The organism is uncultured Tyzzerella sp., from assembly GCF_963558545.1.
Lineage (GTDB): Bacteria > Bacillota > Clostridia > Lachnospirales > CAG-274 > Tyzzerella.
Map to the genome: position 1 here is coordinate 13,674 of NZ_CAUWHO010000023.1, position 17,520 is coordinate 31,193.

Consider the following 17,520-nt stretch of genomic DNA (forward strand, 5'->3'; position numbering starts at 1 on the left):
TTATACCTCAATAGTAAATCTTACTAAAACTATAATTATTAAATAAATAACTAAACAACCAATAGCTACATAGTCATTTTTATACATTTTTAAAACTTTTAACTTTGTCCTGTTTATGTCCCCACGATAACACCTAGCTTCCATAGCCATAGCCAAATCATCTGCTCTTTTAAAAGAAGATATAAAAAGTGGTATTAAAATAGGTATAAAATTTTTCACTCTTTTTATAATATTACCCGATTCAAAATCTACCCCCCTAGACATTTGAGCCTTTTTTATTTTTTCCATTTCTTCTAGTATAGTTGGTATAAACCTAAGAGCAATAGTTATAATCATAGCTATCTCGTGAGAAGGAAATTTTATCTTTTTTAGTGGTCTTAAAAGATATTCTAGCCCATCTGCAAAATCTAATGTACTAGTAGTAAATGTAAGCATAAAAGATGCTACTATTAATATGCCTAGCCTAAAAATCATTCTGGCAGAATATAAAAGTCCACCTGTTGTTATTTTTATAAAAGAAATCTCTACAAGTACCCTACCTGTCTGGTTAAAAAATATATTAGTTATTAAAGTAAATAATAATAAAAATATAATTCCTCTAAAACTTCTAAAAATAACTTTTAATGGTATTTTGGATAAATATATTACAGTCAATAAAAATATTAAAGATACAACATTACCTATAAAAGTTTTAGATATAAAAATAAATGTTAAAAAGCATAAAGTTAATATAATTTTTACCCTAGCATCTAGCTTATGTATAACAGAGCCTGTGGGATAAAATTGTCCTAAAGAGCTGTTCATATTTTAATTATCCTTTCATAAAGTATTTATTACAATTAAAGCATAGTTTATTTTTTATATAAATTATTTAACAACCTATTTTAAATACAAAAAACTAAAATATTGCTTATAAAATTAGTATGTTATAAACAATTTGTCCACATATACACAAAATGGTGTAACCCTTTTATTTTCAAGGACTTGTTAATAAATTGTTTAAACAATTTATAGTTTTAAACATAGTTATCAACATTTATTTAAATTTTTATTTAAAACTTTTACACATTCATCTATAGTGTAAATATTAGTATTAAAATTATAACCTTTTTCATTTAAAATATGAAATAGCTTACTACATTTTGGTATATCAAGTCCTATGCTTTCTAGTGTTTTACCATTTTCAAAAACTTTAGCTACAACATCATTTAAAACAATATTACCTTTATTTAATACAATAACTCTATCACAAGTTTTAGAAACATCGTCCATACTATGAGATACTAGCACTATGGTTGTGTTAAGTTTATGTTGCATAGATTTAATTTGTGTTAGCATTTCCTCTCTGCCATATGGGTCCAACCCTGCCGTTAGCTCATCAAATACTAAAATATCTGGCTTCATAGTAAGTATACCTGCTATTGCAACTCTTCTTTTTTCTCCACCAGATAGCTCAAAAGGAGATTTGTTGTAGTAGCTTTCATCTATAAAAACTGTATTTAGTGCATCTTTTACCCTTTTGTCTATTTCTTCTTTAGGAAGTCCCATATTAGTAGGTGCAAAGGCTACATCTTTATATACTGTTTCTTCAAACAACTGATATTCTGGATATTGGAAAACTACCCCTACTTTTTGCCTTATATCTTTTAAAGGTTTATTACTACTGTATATTTCTTCTCTATTTACATAAACATTACCTAATGTAGGTTTAATAAGTGCATTAAAAATTTGTATAAGAGTAGATTTTCCAGAGCCTGTATGCCCTATTATCCCTAAAAAATCACCTTTATTTATTGTAATATTTATATTATCTAAAGCCAATCTTTCAAATACTGTGCTTTTAGAATAAATATGCTTTATATTTTGTAATTTTATTATTTCGTCATTTTTATTGCTAGGTATATATTGTATATCTTCATAGTTATTTTCTTTAAAGCCTATATGTATAAGCCTTTTAGCTAAATCTTCTATTGATAGTATATCCATAGGTATATTATATCCTTGTTTGTTAAGGTTATATATTATGTCTATGGCATCTGGTACATCTAGTTTTAAACTTCTTATTTTTTCTACATTTTTAAAAACATTTAAAGGTATATCATCTAAAACTATTTTACCTTTCTCCATAATAATAAGCCTGTCAGCGTCTATTACTTCTTCCATATAATGAGTTATTAAAACTATTGTTATGCCCTTTTCTTTATTAAGCTTTTTTATAGTTTCTATAACCTCTTTTCTACCCTTTGGGTCTAGCATAGCCGTAGGCTCATCTAAAACTATACATTTAGGCTCCATAGCCAGTATACCTGCTATTGCCACACGTTGTTTTTGCCCACCAGATAAACTGGAGGTTTGGCTATACCTAAAATCCTCCATATTAACAGACTTTAAGGCAAAATCTATACGTTTTTTTATTTCTTCTCTATCAATGCCTAAGTTTTCTGGTCCAAAGGCAACGTCATCTTCTACAATGCTTGCTACAAGCTGATTATCAGGGTTTTGAAAAACTGTACCTACTGTTTTTCTTATATCCCAAATGTTATTTTCATCTGTTGTAGATAAGCCATCTACCAAAACTTCCCCTTGGTAGCCTTTTAATATACCACTTAGATGCTTTGCTAAAGTAGATTTCCCAGAGCCATTATGCCCAAGTATTGCAACAAAGCTACCCTGTTCTATATCTAGGCTAACATTATCTATTGCTTTATAGCTTGTTTTAGCTTCTGTTTCTTCGTCATAAGAAACGTAATTAAAAGATAGGTTTTTAATCTGTAAAAACTTCATAAATAACCCTCCTATTTCTAAATATTTTACTATAACATTATAGCACATAAAATGTAAAAAACAAGGGCATACTAAATTTATATTTATGCTATTTGCTAAACTAAATATTACCTTTTTATTTTTAAAATAGCTTTTTCTATTTTATTAACTATAATTTAATTTTACACATTAAAATTTTATAATGAATAATGTTAAACAACTTTTTATAGTAAAAACATTATAAATATTATATAATATAAAAAATAGTTATAACTTATGGAGGATATTATGAAAATATTACTAGAACTTTTTATTGTATTTTTCAAAATAGGCTCTTTAACCTTTGGAGGCGGTATAGCTATGTTGCCTATGCTACAACGAGAGATTGTAAATAATAAAAATTGGGCAACAGAAGAAGAGCTTATAGATTATTATTCTATAGGACAATGTACACCAGGTATAATAGCTATAAATACAGCAACATTTATAGGATATAAAATAAAGGGTAAAATAGGTGCTGTTTTTTCCACTTTTGGTATGGTGTGTCCTTCCCTTATAATAATTATAATTATAGCAAGTTTTATTAAAAATTTTTTGCACATACAATGGGTTATGTATGTTTTTGCAGGTATAAAAATAGCTGTTGCAGGACTTGTATTAGAGGCTTTTATTAGTTTTTTTAAAAAAAATGTTAAAAGCAAAATATCATTTTTGTTGTGTATATTAGCATTTGTTTTTAACCTTGTTTTAAATATATCACCTATATATATTATTTTTGTTTGTATTGTTTTTAGTTTATTTTTTACAAAGTATAAAGGTATTAAGGAGGATAAAAAATGATATATGTAGAGCTTTTTATAGAATTTTTTAAAATAGGTATTTTTTCTGTAGGTGGAGGGCTTGCCACACTCCCTTTTTTAAACAAACTAGTGGATACAAAAGGTTGGTATAGTGTATCCGAACTTACTAATATGCTTGCTATATCAGAATCTACGCCAGGTCCTATTGGTGTCAATATGGCAACATATGTAGGCTATCACACAGGTAGTATAATAGGTGCAATTATTGCCACGTTTGCTCTTGTTTTACCTTCGTATATTATTATAATAATTATATCAAATTTTTTATCAAAATTTAAAAATAATATATATGTACTAGATGCTTTTAATCTTATAAGACCAGTAGTTACAGGACTTATAGGTGTATCTTTTATAACTATATTTAATACAGCAATATTTTCTGGTGCATTTGATATAAAAAAGATAGTTATATTTTTAGCTATATTATTTATTATATTAAAATATAAAAAACACCCTATTTTTTATATAGGGCTTGGAGCTATATTAGGGTTTTTGTTTAAGCTTAGCTAGAAAGGAGCATTTATGAAAAATTTTAACACTTTATCTAAGGACCAACTTTTACAATGTAAAAAAGAACTAAAAAAACAATATGATAAATATTTAATAGAAAAGTTAAACTTAAATATGTCTAGAGGTAAACCTTGTAAAGAGCAGTTAGACTTATCTAATGATATGCTAAATATAAATGACTACATATCTAGCGATAATATAGATTTAAGAAACTACGGCATACTAGACGGTATAAAAGAGGCTAAAGAGCTATTTTCTAATATACTAAATATAAATAAAGAAAATATTATAATAGGTGGAAATTCTACACTAAATATGATATATGATGCTATTTCTAGGCTTTATACCTTTGGTTATATGGATAATACCCCTTGGTGCAAATTACAAAAAGTAAAATTTTTATGCCCTGTCCCAGGATATGATAGGCATTTTGATATATTAAAAAAATTTAATATTGAAATGATAAACATACCTATAACAGAAAATGGTATAAATATGGATATGGTAGAGAGCCTTTGTAAAGAAGATGAGTATATAAAAGGTATTATATGTGTTCCATTGTATTCTAACCCAACAGGCACTTGTTATAGCAAAGAAAATATAGATAGATTAGCAAAAATGAAAACAAAAGCTAAAGATTTTAAAATATTTTGGGATAATGCTTATGCTATACATCACATTTACGAAAGGGTGGAGCTTTACAATATTTTTGATGCTTGTAACAAATATAATACACAAGACCGTATAATGTATTTCTTTTCCACATCTAAAATAAACTTTCCTGGTGGTGGTGTATCTTTAATAGCAGGTAGTGATAATACAATAAAAGATACGCTAAAGCATTTATCTACCCAAACGATAGGATATGATAAAATAAACCAACTAAGGACAGTAAAGTTTTTAAAAAATAAACAAAACACCTTAACCCTTATGGATAAACACGCAAATATTTTAAAACCAAAATTTGATATAGTTTTAAATACTTTAAATACTAATTTTAAAGATAATCCTATTTTAAAATGGGATAGTCCTAAAGGAGGATATTTTGTATCTGTTTACACTTTAGATGGCCTTGCTAAAAAGGTTGTAGATATGTGCAAGGGGATAGGTGTTATATTAACAGATGCTGGAAGTACATACCCTAATATGCTAGACCCTAAAGATAGTAATATAAGACTTGCACCGTCTTTTCCTACTACAACAGAGCTACAAAAGGCTATGGATATATTTTGTCTTTGTGTAAAAATAGCTACAATAGATAAAATGATAGCACAAAATAACTTGTAAAAAAATCAATTTATGTTATAATTTATAAAAAGTATTTTATAATTATAATTTATAATTATAAAAATTAAGGAGTGATATTAATGGTAAAATTAAATGAAAATTATTTAAATTTAAAAGAAAGTTATCTTTTTGCTGATATAGCTAAAAGAGTTGCTAAATTTACAGAAGAAAATCCAGATAAAAAAGTTATCCGTCTTGGTATAGGTGATGTTACAAAACCTCTTAATAAGGCTGTTATAGAAAATTTACACATAGCAGTAGATGAAATGGCAGATGAAAAAACATTTAAAGGGTATGGCCCAGAGCAAGGATATGACTTTTTAAGAAATGCTATAAAAGACTATTATGGTAGAAAAGGAGTATCCTTAGACACAACAGAAATATTTGTATCAGACGGTGCTAAATCTGACACTGGCAATATAACAGACCTTTTCTCTGTAGATAATGTTGTTATGATACCAGACCCAGTATATCCTGTTTATGTAGATACAAATATTATGAATGGTAGAGAAGTTATATATGTAGATGCTAATAAAGATAACGACTTTCTCCCTTTACCAGATAAAAACAAAAAAGCAGATTTAATATACATTTGTTCTCCTAACAATCCAACAGGTGCTTGCTACAATAGAGAGCAACTAAAAATGTGGGTAGACTATGCTTTAGAAAATAACTCTATAATATTGTTTGATGCTGCATACGAATGTTTTATAGAAGATGCTAGCTTACCTACAAGTATATTTGAAATAGAAGGTGCTAAAAAATGTGCAATAGAATTTTGCTCTTTATCTAAAACAGCAGGTTTTACAGGTACTAGATGTGGCTACACTATCGTTCCTAAAGATATTGTTATAAAAAGCTCTAAAGGTAGCGATATGTGCCTTAACAAAATGTGGAACAGACGTCAAACTACAAAATTTAATGGTGTACCTTACATAATACAAAAAGGTGCTGCCTCTGTATTTACAGAAGAAGGTATGAGAATGTCTAAAGAAACTATAAACTATTATAAAGAAAATGCAAAAATAATAGCAAACACTATGGAAGAATGTGGTATTAACTACTATGGTGGAATAAATTCTCCTTATATATGGTTTGAATGTCCAAACAATATGGGCTCTTGGGACTTTTTTGATAAAATGTTAAATGAAATAGCAGTAGTAGGTACGCCAGGTGTTGGCTTTGGTAAAAATGGTGATGGATATTTTAGGCTTTCATCTTTTGGTAGTAGAGAAGCTACTATTGAAGCTATGGATAGATTTAAAACTATATTTAAATAGTATTTTATACACTATAATTAATCAATTTTTAAATACTTTATATCAATTTTTATTCTTAAAAATTAATACAAATAACCGTATATAATTTTTACTCTAAAAATATAAGGCATATCTTAATTGTATTTAATAGAAAATAGCACATCTATATGATGTGCTATTTTCTATTATAACTAATATTTAAATATCTTCTGGTAAAACAGGGTTATCGCTTTCTTTTCTCATCATATCAAAAGGAGATACAGGATTATCTACTTTTAATTTAATAATTTGTTGAGGGTGAGGAGCTTCTTCTAACCTATTGCCGTCTATGTCGTACATTTCTACAACTTTTTGAGTAAAGTTTTTACCACTAGTTGTTAAAAACTCCACTTCTTCTCCTACAACAAACTTATTCCTTTGCTCTATAATTGCAAAACCTGTTTCTTCATCATATTCTTTAACAAGTGCTGCAAAATCATATGTTCTAACATAAGAATTAGATGTGTATACTTGAGCCTCCTCATCTGGTCTACCAAGGAAAAACCCTGTTGTATAACCACGATAGCTAGATTTTTTAACTTCATCAAGATAATATTCTTTTTTACTTTCATATAAAGCAGGGTCTTTTAAATAATCATCTATTGCCTCTCTATATGCTTTTATAACAGAACCAACATAATAAGATGTTTTTACACGTCCTTCTATTTTAAAACTGTACACACCACTTTCTATAAGCTCTGGTATATACTGTATCATACATAAATCTTTAGAATTGAAAATATAAGTGCCTCTTTCATCTTCTTCTATTGGGTAGTATTCCCCAGGTCTTGTTTCTTCTACAATTTTATATTTCCATCTACAAGACTGAGCACAAGCACCACGATTTGCATCTCTATTTGTAAAGTAATTGCTAAGCAAGCATCTACCAGAATAAGCCATACACATAGCACCGTGTACAAATGCCTCTATTTCTAAATCTTCCACATTGTCAGACAATGCTTTTATCTCTTTAAAAGACATTTCCCTTGCCATAACTACCCTTGTAGCACCAAGGCTTTTCCAAAACTTAGCCGTTTGATAGTTAGTAGTGTTAGCTTGTGTGCTTATATGCACTTCCATATTAGGTACAGTATCTCTAACTATGGAAAATATACCAGGGTCTGCAACTATAACACCGTCTACATTTATTTTTTCAAGGTCTTTTAAATATTTTATAAGTTTTTCGTTATTAATATCAGAATTATGTGCAAAAATATTACAAGCTACATATACTTTAGCATTATGGCTATGAGCAAATTTTACCCCTTCTTCCATTTCCTCTATTGAAAAATTTTTGGCTTTTGCACGAAGCCCAAAGGCATTACCTCCTAAATATACAGCATCTGCTCCATATAATATAGCTACTTTAAGCCTTTCTAAATCTCCCGCGGGGGCTAAAAGCTCAACTTTCTTTTTGTTCATTTATAATCAACCCTTCTATATTTTTAGTTTTGTAACAAATGGCAACACCATCTCCTATTGTTAAAATAGAGGTGTTAAGCCCCTTATTGTGAGTTATTTCCCACAAAAAATCATTTAATCTATAATGTATAGTTCGTTGTCTTTTAACTATTTCTTCTTTTTGTTTGGCAACATCGCCATTTTGTAAAATATCATCTGCTATAATAATGCCACCTATTTTTAAAAGGCGATAAACATCTGGCAATATGTTAATATATTGTCCTTTGCCTGCGTCCATAAATATAACGTCATATTCATCATCTAAAGTTTTTAAAACTTCGTTGGCATCGCCCTCTATAAGATTTATTTTATCTTCTAGCCCAAGAGCCTTTATATTAGCTTTAGCTTTTTCTATCATAACAGGGTATCTCTCTATTGTTGTAACCTTGCCACCTTCTTGTAAAAAGCCAGACATAAAGCTAGAAGAAAATCCAACAGCACAGCCTATCTCTAATATTTTTTTAGGTTTTTTTATAGATAATAAAACAGATATAAGCCTAACAACATCATTAGGTATAATAGGTACACCCTCACTATAAGACTTTTGCTGAAGCTCTCCTAAAGCTCCATCTACTTTAGGCATAAGATTATTAAGATAAATATCTAAATTTTCATCTATTAAAGCCATAATGTTTCTCCTTTAATTAAATTTTTTAACGTACTTATCTTTAGCTGTTAAAAACTCATTATAATCTGCTGTAAAAAAATGCTCTCCTGTTGTATCGTCTTTTACTACATAATATAGATAGTCTGTATTAGCAGGGTTTAAAACTGCCTCTATTGTATCTATACTAGGGTTAGATATAGGCCCTATAGGTAGTCCATCTACATAATATGTATTATAAGGAGATTGTATTTTTGTATCAGATATTAAAGTTCTATCGCTATGTTCTTTTTTAGCATACAAAACAGTTGCGTCCATTTGCAACTTTATATTTTGTTTAAGCCTATTATACACAACCGATGCAACTATGTTTTTTTCTGGTTTGTATTTTACCTCACGCTCTATAATAGATGCAATAGTAACAACTTCATCTGTTGTAAGTCCCATAGCGTTAGCTTTTTTTACCATATCATCTGTATAAAGTTCATTAAACCTTGATAATAGCTTGTTTATTATACTTTCTGCTGTTTCATTTTTAGATAAATAGTAAGTATCTGGGTATAAATAACCCTCTAGTACACTTTCTCTTTCACTGTCTTTTGGCAAATCTTTTAAAAAGTCATAATCAAAAGAGATAGTGTTACAAGCATTCATAAAATCATCATAAGATACAATACCCTTTTCATCAAGTATTTTAGCTATATCTTCCTGAGTTTGTCCTTCTTTTACTAGTAATTTTAATTGGTCACTTTGCCCTGGTTTTTGTAATGTTTCTATTATTTGGTCATAGTCCATACTAGTGTTAAAAACAAAATCTCCAGCTTGAAAATTTTTATAAACTCCGTCATTTTTTACTTTTAAATAAAAAAGCAAGCTATTATCTATAATGTTAGCACTTTTAAGAGCTTCGCTTATTTCTCTAGAGGTAGTACCAGTTTTTATAGATATATTTACATTATGTCCTATGTTATCTTTATCTAGTTTTATACCACCTTTTTGATATAAAGAATAATAGTTATAAGATACTAAACTAGAAGATATTCCTACAATTAAAAATAATAATAAAATAATTATAGGAGCTTTTTTAGATTTTATTTTTCTTTTTTTTCTACCTTTATTTTTACTACTTTTACCTTTTTTTTTGCTCATATGTTTACCTCTCTAGTGTATAGTATATATAATACAAGATAGATTTTAACATAGTATACCTATTATATCAAGTATTTTTGCAAATCATATATTTTTAGTAGAAATTTAGTGTATATAAACTATTAGGCTTAGTGCTTTTAAATTTATAATAAAATATAAAATAATAGTTTTTAAAAATACCTTTTTGTGTTATAATATATAATATTTTATACAATTAGTATGAGGGTGAAAAAATGAAAAATATAGACATTATTGTTCCTTGTTATAATGAAAGTCAAGTTTTAAATATATTTTATAATGCAGTAGAAGAGATAATATTAACTATACCAAATTATAAATTTAACTATATATTTGTAGATGACGGTAGCTATGATGACACACTTTATATATTAAAAACTTTAGCTAAAAAAGATGATAAAGTAAAATATATATCATTTTCTAGAAATTTTGGTAAAGAGGCTGCTATGTATGCAGGGCTTAAGCAGTCTAGTGGTGATATGGTATTAATAATGGATTCTGATATGCAAAATCCACCTAATATGATACCAAAAATGATAAAATATATAGAAGAAGGCTACGATTGTTGTGGTGGATATCGTGCAGATAGGACAGGCGATGGCAAGCTTAGGACATTTTTTACTAACAATTTTTATAGTATAACTAATAAAATATCTGAAGTAAATATGCCAAATGGTGCAGGAGATTTTAGGCTTATGACTAGAAAAATGGTTAATGCTATACTAGCCCTTAGCGAAGTACAGCGTTTTTCTAAAGGTATTTTTAGCTGGGTTGGGTTTAATACAAAATGGATAAGCTTTGAAAATGTAGAGCGCGCTGGTGGTGTTAGTAAATGGAACTTTTTTAAGCTATTTTCCTATGCAATAGACGGTATAACTGCCTTTTCTACATTTCCTTTAAAAATAGCATCTATACTAGGCTTTTTTATTTCTTGTTCTTCTTTTATATATTTAATATATATAATTTTAAAAACATTAATATTAGGTATAGATGTACCAGGGTATGCCTCTATTATAACAATTAACCTTTTTATAGGTGGTATAATAATATTATCTTGTGGTATACTTGGAGAATATATTGGTAAAATATACTTAGAAGTTAAAAAAAGACCTATTTATATAATGACAGAAACAAATATAGATAAAAAAGATTAGTAATTTTTTAAATATTTTGTATCCAAAAACAGATATTCCTATATTTTTTTAAATGAAAAATTAATACAAACACCCGTATATAATTTTCCCTTTAAAAATATAAGTCATATCTTAATTGTATTTAATAAAAAAGATTGTGTATATACACAATCTTTTTTATACCTATTTCTTACCAAATGTCTTTTTATATGATATAAATATAAATAATAAAATTATTACTATTATTACTATTATTATATTTGTAATACTAAAATAGCTTTTATTCTTTCTATGCCCAGATTCTTCTTCAAACATAATAATTTCTTCTTCTCCGTTTTCATTAGAAACAACACCTACTATTTGGTCTTCTTTATACCCTCTAGAATCAGTTACCATTTCTATTGTATCATCTATAATATTATATACTAAATAGTACCTTACAAATGGATTATCTAATATAGAGCGTCTATAAGTTGGTGGGTAATAATATTTTTTTGTAGTATTAGGGTTTATACCTTTACTTTCAAACACATCTTCTACATCATTTGCCTTTATCTTTTTATTACCACTTGTAATATCTTTTATTTTTTTAGTTTCTTTAGGAGAATAATTTTTACTATTATTAACATCTAGCTTACTTCTACCACTAGATGATGCATTTTCATCATTTTTGCTATTATTTCCTGTTGAACTGCTTTTACTACTTGAGCTTTTGCTACTACTTCCTGTTGAGCTACTTTTACTACTTGAGCTTTTGCTACTACTTCCTGTTGAGCTGCTTTTACTGCTTGAGCTTTTGCTACTACTTCCTGTTGAGCTGCTTTTACTACTTGAGCTTTTGCTACTACTTCCTGTTGAACTACTTTTACTACTTGAGCTTTTGCTACTACTTCCTGTTGAACTGCTTTTACTGCTTGAGCTTTTGCTACTACTTCTACTACTTGAACTACTCCTACTACTTGAGCTACTTCTACTTCTACTTTTACCCTCTACCTCATAGTAAAAATTTCCTATAAATATAAAAAATACTAGCGGTATAACCTTTAATAATTTTTTCCAATTTTTCATATACAACTCTCCCAAATATTTATTTAATTTTGGTGTATCATTTTTGTTTTAAGCTCTTCCAATTTTCTTATATTTTGTAATCTATCTTGTTTATTTTGTTGGTCTATCTGTTTTACTTCTTCTATACCTGTTAATATAGTGTTATAAGTTTTTTCTAATGTTTCTATACTAATAACAGGGCTAGATGCAGATTTTTTTACATTTTTAGTGTTATCAACTGTTTGTTGAACAGTTTTTTCAAATAGTTGTCTAGTAAAATCTTCTGCTTGAGATATAGCTTGGTTTTGAATAGCTTGCCTTCTAAGAGTAATAGCATTAATTACACTTACTTTAAATATAGGTAATGTTGTTATAAAGGCAGAATCTATTTTTATATTTAAGTTAGAGTTAGTAGCAACCATCATATTTATCATAGGTATAATTTGCATAGCTACATTTTGAGATACGCTTAAATCTAGTATTCTTTGTGTAAGTAAATCTTGTGCAAGGCTTATTTGACTTTCTAAAGCCATTCTATCTTCATTACTTATAGTAACATCTGTTGCTAACTTAACCTTTTCTTGCTCTACTCTTTCTAAAGCCATTTCACCTGCAACTATATAATATTCAAGCTCACTCATATAATTTCTTGTAGCTTCAAACTGTGCTTGTAACATTTTATTAGATGTAGCTATATCTGAACTATATTTATTTAATAATGTACCTACACCCTCTATTTGTTTACTTAAAGAATTATATTTATCATAAATATCTTCTTTAACGCTATTAAGCTTTTCTTTTATTTTATCTAAAAAACTTTTCTTTTCTTTAAATTGGTAGTCTTTTATTTCTTGTAAATCAAAAGACTTCATAATGTTAGTAAGTTTTACTAACATCTCTCCCACTTCTTCTGTTTTTACTTTTTTTATATCTTCTAGTATTCTATCATTTATTTTAGATAAATTTTCGCTAGGCTCGTATCCATATTTTGTTATTTCTGTTGGATTTGTTAAATCTATACTATTAGATAAGCTAACAACCTGTGGTAACTGCTTTAGCTGTTCTTTTCTATCATCTAACGGCTTTATTTCTTGTGTATTAATTGGTTGTAAATCGTCCATAATAACACCCCTTTATAGTTATTTATTTTTTACTTTATTTAACATTTTATATTTAAGGCTATTTAAAGTTTTTGTTACTCCTTTATCTTTATACGTTAATAACATATTATTATCTTCATCATATTTATCTAAGCTTATAATATTTATCATATACTCTGGTAAATAATTTTCTATATTAAATACACCCTTTGTACTCATAAAAATAATGTCTATGCCAAGCTTTGCTAATGTAACCATAAAATAAATTAAGTGCTTGTTTGATATATTAAAATTGTCTATAACAACTATTCTAGGCACTTGCCCAGAGCAATCTCTAGCATTTAATATATGCTTAAACTTGCTATCCATTGATATTAAATTTGTTAATAGTATTTTATAGTCATCTAAACTTAAATTTAAACTATCTTTTATGTCTAAAGATGTATCTACTATATTTTGTTGTAAAATAATAGGTAAATCGTCATTTTTATAAATTTTTAAGTCAAAAAGCCTATCAAAATATACTGTAATTGCATTATTATCTACATTAGTATTATAACAGTTATTTATATCAAAGTCTAAATCTTCTTTATTAGTACAACTTATAATAAAATCTGCTGGTTGTTTTAATAAAATATCTAACCCATTTTCATTAATAATTTCATCTACAAAATTATGATAATCTTCTAAATATTTATGTCTACCATTTATTAATGTACAAAAACAAGGTATTATAACCTTTTGCTCATCTTTTAATAATTTAAACCCATCTCTTAAAGATGCAGGCTCTTTTATAATAGGTATTATATCAAAACGAGAAGCGTTTATATGTGTACCCACAGATTTAAACTTTGCTAATTGCTCTTTAGAGTAAAATCCGTCATCTAAATAATCATTTATTATTTTATCATTATGTATCTTACAATCTGTAGATTTAGAATTTATTAAAACACCATTATCTATTGCATCAAATATAGAGCCATCATATTCAAATTTACCTTTATATATAGTATATCCTTCTTTTTTTGTCCAATAGTCAATGTTTAACATTTGTAAATCAAAAACAATAACATTAGCTCCCATAATGTTTACTAAGTCTAAAAATAATAAATCTTCTCTATAAAAATCACCATATGCTACTATTAAAGGTTTTTCCACAAAATTTATATCATTTTTTATAATATATTCTTTTACAGTGTTAATAATAATTTCTTTTTCTTGTTGGTTTATATTCTCTTTAAGCGCTAGTATATCATATGCTACTTGTATTCTTTTTTCTATATCTTCATTACCTTTTATTAAAGAATAATCTTCATCTGTTAGCTCAAAAGTATTTTCTAATATAACGTATTCTTTTTCATTTTCTACTACATTTTTAACAAATGTATGTAATGTATCTCTTATTGTATTTTCGTTACTAATATTAGAACCATAAAATACTATAAATGAGTTAGTATCATTATTAGTTATATTGCCTAATGTAGCTTCGTATAATCTGCTAAATTGCATAATATCACCTCTATATATAAATATTATATACTCTTAAAAAACTATAATTAATTAATTATAATATATATTATATACATTGTCAACTAAATAATATACACTATTTATAATGTTTTTATTATTTTATTATAGTATCTATCACATTATTTTACCTTATTGACAAAATTTTGTATAGATGATAATATTAACTTGCAATCTTATTAAAAGGAGGTCTTATCAATTATGAAAAAATTTGTAAATAAAAAATCAATAAAAGGATTGTCTTTAGCATTGTCATTAGCATTAGCTATGTCTTATTCTCCACTTGTTAATGTTTTTGGTGCAGAACAAGATAGCATAATTATATACCATACAAATGATATGCACGGTACTGTAAAAAATTTAGCTAATGTTAAAACTTTAAGAGATAATACTAAAAACTCTTTACTTTTAGACGCTGGTGACTGTACTCAAGGGAGCTCTTTAGCTACATACACTCAAGGTGAAGCTATAGTAGATATTATGAATGCTACTGGCTATGATGCTATCGTTATGGGTAACCACGAATTTGACTTTGGCTCAAAAAAAGCTGTTGAAAATATGAAAAAAGCTAAATTTACTCCTCTTGCAGCAAATGTTGTAGATGCTACTGGAAATTTAATATTAAATGGTATAAACGGAAATGGTGCTAATGTTATAGAGGAGATTAATGGTAAAAGAATAGGTATTTTTGGTTTAACAACTGAAGAAACTTATTACAAAACTAACCCTAAAAACTTAAATGGTACACAATTTAAAGACGTTATAGCAGTGGCTAAAAAACAAGTAGAGCTTTTAAAAGCTGAAAAAGTTGATGCTATTGTAGCTATCACTCACATAGGAGATGATAAATCTAGCTCACCTACTAGCTTAGATTTAGCTAAACAGGTAGATGGTATAGATTTAATAATAGATGGTCATAGCCACACTATAATACAAGAAAAAGTAAATGATACTACTATTGTTCAAACTGGTTCTGCATTAAAAAAACTTGGTAAAGTTACATTAAATTTTAACAATAAAGATGTTGATATTAAAACAGAATTATTAGATATGGAAACAGTAGTTAAAGAAAATCCTGCTAATGAAGAAGTTTCTAAAGTATATAATACTTATGATGCCAATATAAGCAAAAAGTTACAAAAAGTTATAGGTAACACAAAAACAGACCTTTATGCTTTTGATAAAGAAGGGACAAGACTCTGCCGTATAGAAGAAACTCCTATGGGAGATTTAATAGCAGATGCTATGGCTAATAGTACTAAAAAATTATTAGAAAATACAGAATACAAAAACTTACCTATTGTTGCTTTACAAAATGGTGGTGGTGTTCGTGCTAATATAGACGCTGGAGATATTACTTTAGAAGATGTACTTAATGTTTTACCTTTTGGAAACCTTATATCTGTAAAAGTTGTTACGCCTAGCATTTTATATAACGCTTTAGAAAATGGTGTTTGTAAAATGGAAATAGATGCTAATGGAAAAATAACTGGCCTTGATGGTAGATTTCCACAAATTAGTGGTATGAGATTAGAAATAGACCCTACAAAACCTGCTTTTGACCCAGAAAACCCAACTGCTGGTACTGGTGAAAGAATTACTGCTATATATTTAGTGTCAGAAGATGGTAAAGAAGTTTTACTTGATAGAAATGATAATAAAATGGAGATAGCTTTAGCATCTAACGACTTTGTTATTGCTGGTGGTGATGGTTATACTGCCCTTAGCAATTTAAAACATATTGCAGAAGGTGAAGTTTTAGACGTTGTTTTAGCCGAATATATTACAGATTTAACAGAAAAAAATGGTGGCAGCTTTACATACACTATGCCTGGCAACCGTACTAAAGTTGTAGTTGGTAACAATGATAAAGAAAATAAAAAACAATTTAAACCTATTGATTTAGATAAATTTTTATACTTAAAAGATGATTCAGAAGTAACTTTATATAACGATGTTCCAGAAATTGAACCTCCTTATTGGGCTAATGAAAGTATTTACTACTTTAAAGCTTTAGGTATATTTGAAGATAGTGATAATTTCTATCCTAATAACCCAGTTACTTATGGACAATTTAAAGGAATTTTACAAAAACTTTTAGGCTTAGAAAATAGCAATTTAGAAGAATATGGTATTACTAATAATAGTATTGACAAAAAATATAATGACAATGATATTTTAACAAGAGAAGATGTTGCTCTTATGATTGGTAATATTGTAAAAGCTTATGATATAGAAATAGAAAGAAAACCTATTACTATAAATGATACTATATCAGATTTTGCTAAACCAAACTTTGAATTTTTAGCAGAAATAGGCATATTAAAAGGCGATGGTAAAAGCTTTAACCCACAAAAAAATGTTACAAAAGCAGAGATTTCTGTAATTCTTGATAACTTAACTAAAAAAATATTATAAATAAATATAAAATAAAAAGTGTAGAAATATCTACACTTTTTATTTTATATCTTTTTATTCTATATAAAAAAAGAATATAGAAACCTATATTCTTAATAATAACAGGGGTGGAAGGAATCGAACCCTCGCTAAAGGTTTTGGAGACCTCTGTCATACCATTTGACCACACCCCTAAATATATTTAATTTATATAGAAAAAAAATATTATTTTTAGATTTAACTAATTACATAATATTTTAAAAACTTTCTATATTTACATTAAAACAATAACAAACACTAGCCAAGGTATCCTGTTTTTCCTGATTTAAACCTTATCTTTTGGACAAGCACTCGACCATTAGTACC

Annotated in this window: 14 protein-coding genes and 1 tRNA gene; 6 read left to right on the forward strand and 9 right to left on the reverse strand. The window is 27.5% G+C overall.

Features of this window, described 5'->3' with window-relative positions:
- A complete protein-coding gene (locus R5Z65_RS05180; protein WP_317367536.1) occupies nucleotides 1-804 on the reverse strand; it encodes an energy-coupling factor transporter transmembrane component T in 804 nt (267 codons plus the stop codon).
- 225 nt (nucleotides 805-1,029) lie between these two features.
- Nucleotides 1,030-2,784, reverse strand: a complete 1,755-nt coding sequence (locus tag R5Z65_RS05185; RefSeq protein WP_317367538.1) for an energy-coupling factor transporter ATPase — start codon at nucleotides 2,782-2,784, stop codon at nucleotides 1,030-1,032.
- 267 nt (nucleotides 2,785-3,051) lie between these two features.
- On the opposite strand from R5Z65_RS05185, the gene R5Z65_RS05190 reads away from it, so the two are divergent.
- The 4 genes from R5Z65_RS05190 to R5Z65_RS05205 all read left to right on the forward strand — a co-directional run bounded on the left by R5Z65_RS05190 (nucleotide 3,052) and on the right by R5Z65_RS05205 (nucleotide 6,700).
- The gene (locus R5Z65_RS05190; protein ID WP_317367540.1) at nucleotides 3,052-3,603 is read left to right on the forward strand and encodes a chromate transporter; all 552 of its coding nucleotides are present in this window, start codon (nucleotides 3,052-3,054) and stop codon (nucleotides 3,601-3,603) included.
- Complete coding sequence (locus tag R5Z65_RS05195) at nucleotides 3,600-4,133, forward strand: chromate transporter (RefSeq protein ID WP_317367543.1); 534 nt, start codon at nucleotides 3,600-3,602, stop codon at nucleotides 4,131-4,133. Before R5Z65_RS05190 ends, R5Z65_RS05195 begins: the two co-directional genes overlap by 4 nt.
- A gap of 12 nt (nucleotides 4,134-4,145) precedes the next feature.
- Complete coding sequence (locus R5Z65_RS05200; RefSeq protein WP_317367545.1) at nucleotides 4,146-5,420, forward strand: aminotransferase class I/II-fold pyridoxal phosphate-dependent enzyme; 1,275 nt, start codon at nucleotides 4,146-4,148, stop codon at nucleotides 5,418-5,420.
- A gap of 80 nt (nucleotides 5,421-5,500) precedes the next feature.
- Nucleotides 5,501-6,700 (forward strand): LL-diaminopimelate aminotransferase, encoded by a 1,200-nt coding sequence (locus R5Z65_RS05205; RefSeq protein WP_317367547.1) that lies wholly within the window; start codon nucleotides 5,501-5,503, stop codon nucleotides 6,698-6,700.
- A gap of 177 nt (nucleotides 6,701-6,877) precedes the next feature.
- Here R5Z65_RS05205 and R5Z65_RS05210 read toward each other — a convergent pair whose 3' ends face one another.
- From R5Z65_RS05210 to mltG, 3 genes are read right to left on the reverse strand one after another with little or no spacing between them, the layout of a single operon-like run.
- A complete protein-coding gene (locus tag R5Z65_RS05210) occupies nucleotides 6,878-8,140 on the reverse strand; it encodes a U32 family peptidase (protein ID WP_317367548.1) in 1,263 nt (420 codons plus the stop codon).
- Nucleotides 8,121-8,807 carry an O-methyltransferase gene (locus R5Z65_RS05215; protein WP_317367549.1) on the reverse strand — a complete coding sequence of 229 codons (687 nt, stop codon included), beginning with the start codon at nucleotides 8,805-8,807 and terminating at the stop codon, nucleotides 8,121-8,123. Before R5Z65_RS05215 ends, R5Z65_RS05210 begins: the two co-directional genes overlap by 20 nt.
- Before the next feature lie 12 nt (nucleotides 8,808-8,819).
- Nucleotides 8,820-9,932, reverse strand: coding sequence for an endolytic transglycosylase MltG (mltG, locus tag R5Z65_RS05220; protein ID WP_317367551.1), 1,113 nt, complete (start codon nucleotides 9,930-9,932; stop codon nucleotides 8,820-8,822).
- Nucleotides 9,933-10,165: 233 nt separating this feature from the next.
- Between mltG and R5Z65_RS05225 the strand changes: the two genes are divergently transcribed.
- A complete protein-coding gene (locus R5Z65_RS05225) occupies nucleotides 10,166-11,104 on the forward strand; it encodes a glycosyltransferase family 2 protein (RefSeq protein WP_317367554.1) in 939 nt (312 codons plus the stop codon).
- A gap of 162 nt (nucleotides 11,105-11,266) precedes the next feature.
- Here R5Z65_RS05225 and R5Z65_RS05230 read toward each other — a convergent pair whose 3' ends face one another.
- From R5Z65_RS05230 to R5Z65_RS05240, 3 genes are read right to left on the reverse strand one after another with little or no spacing between them, the layout of a single operon-like run.
- Nucleotides 11,267-12,151 (reverse strand): hypothetical protein, encoded by an 885-nt coding sequence (locus tag R5Z65_RS05230; protein ID WP_317367556.1) that lies wholly within the window; start codon nucleotides 12,149-12,151, stop codon nucleotides 11,267-11,269.
- Nucleotides 12,152-12,174: 23 nt separating this feature from the next.
- Complete coding sequence (locus R5Z65_RS05235; protein WP_317367559.1) at nucleotides 12,175-13,251, reverse strand: toxic anion resistance protein; 1,077 nt, start codon at nucleotides 13,249-13,251, stop codon at nucleotides 12,175-12,177.
- Nucleotides 13,252-13,269: 18 nt separating this feature from the next.
- Nucleotides 13,270-14,739, reverse strand: coding sequence for a YceG family protein (locus R5Z65_RS05240; protein ID WP_317367562.1), 1,470 nt, complete (start codon nucleotides 14,737-14,739; stop codon nucleotides 13,270-13,272).
- A 219-nt stretch (nucleotides 14,740-14,958) separates the two neighbouring features.
- Between R5Z65_RS05240 and R5Z65_RS05245 the strand changes: the two genes are divergently transcribed.
- Nucleotides 14,959-17,175, forward strand: coding sequence for a 5'-nucleotidase C-terminal domain-containing protein (locus R5Z65_RS05245; RefSeq protein ID WP_317367563.1), 2,217 nt, complete (start codon nucleotides 14,959-14,961; stop codon nucleotides 17,173-17,175).
- 102 nt (nucleotides 17,176-17,277) lie between these two features.
- On the opposite strand, the gene R5Z65_RS05250 is transcribed toward R5Z65_RS05245, so the two are convergent.
- Nucleotides 17,278-17,348 (reverse strand) — tRNA-Trp (locus R5Z65_RS05250).
- Nucleotides 17,349-17,520 lie beyond the last annotated feature (172 nt).

Excerpts from the sequence above, each read along its gene's own strand:
- R5Z65_RS05230 (WP_317367556.1), bottom strand. The coding sequence starts at position 12,151 with ATGAAAAATTGGAAAAAATTATTAAAGGTTATACCGCTAGTATTTTTT.
- R5Z65_RS05240 (WP_317367562.1), bottom strand. The coding sequence starts at position 14,739 with ATGCAATTTAGCAGATTATACGAAGCTACATTAGGCAATATAACTAAT.
- R5Z65_RS05200 (WP_317367545.1), top strand. The coding sequence starts at position 4,146 with ATGAAAAATTTTAACACTTTATCTAAGGACCAACTTTTACAATGTAAA.
- R5Z65_RS05235 (WP_317367559.1), bottom strand. The coding sequence starts at position 13,251 with ATGGACGATTTACAACCAATTAATACACAAGAAATAAAGCCGTTAGAT.
- R5Z65_RS05190 (WP_317367540.1), top strand. The coding sequence starts at position 3,052 with ATGAAAATATTACTAGAACTTTTTATTGTATTTTTCAAAATAGGCTCT.
- R5Z65_RS05225 (WP_317367554.1), top strand. The coding sequence starts at position 10,166 with ATGAAAAATATAGACATTATTGTTCCTTGTTATAATGAAAGTCAAGTT.
- R5Z65_RS05205 (WP_317367547.1), top strand. The coding sequence starts at position 5,501 with ATGGTAAAATTAAATGAAAATTATTTAAATTTAAAAGAAAGTTATCTT.
- mltG (WP_317367551.1), bottom strand. The coding sequence starts at position 9,932 with ATGAGCAAAAAAAAAGGTAAAAGTAGTAAAAATAAAGGTAGAAAAAAA.
- R5Z65_RS05185 (WP_317367538.1), bottom strand. The coding sequence starts at position 2,784 with ATGAAGTTTTTACAGATTAAAAACCTATCTTTTAATTACGTTTCTTAT.
- R5Z65_RS05210 (WP_317367548.1), bottom strand. The coding sequence starts at position 8,140 with ATGAACAAAAAGAAAGTTGAGCTTTTAGCCCCCGCGGGAGATTTAGAA.
- R5Z65_RS05215 (WP_317367549.1), bottom strand. The coding sequence starts at position 8,807 with ATGGCTTTAATAGATGAAAATTTAGATATTTATCTTAATAATCTTATG.
- R5Z65_RS05245 (WP_317367563.1), top strand. The coding sequence starts at position 14,959 with ATGAAAAAATTTGTAAATAAAAAATCAATAAAAGGATTGTCTTTAGCA.
- R5Z65_RS05180 (WP_317367536.1), bottom strand. The coding sequence starts at position 804 with ATGAACAGCTCTTTAGGACAATTTTATCCCACAGGCTCTGTTATACAT.
- R5Z65_RS05195 (WP_317367543.1), top strand. The coding sequence starts at position 3,600 with ATGATATATGTAGAGCTTTTTATAGAATTTTTTAAAATAGGTATTTTT.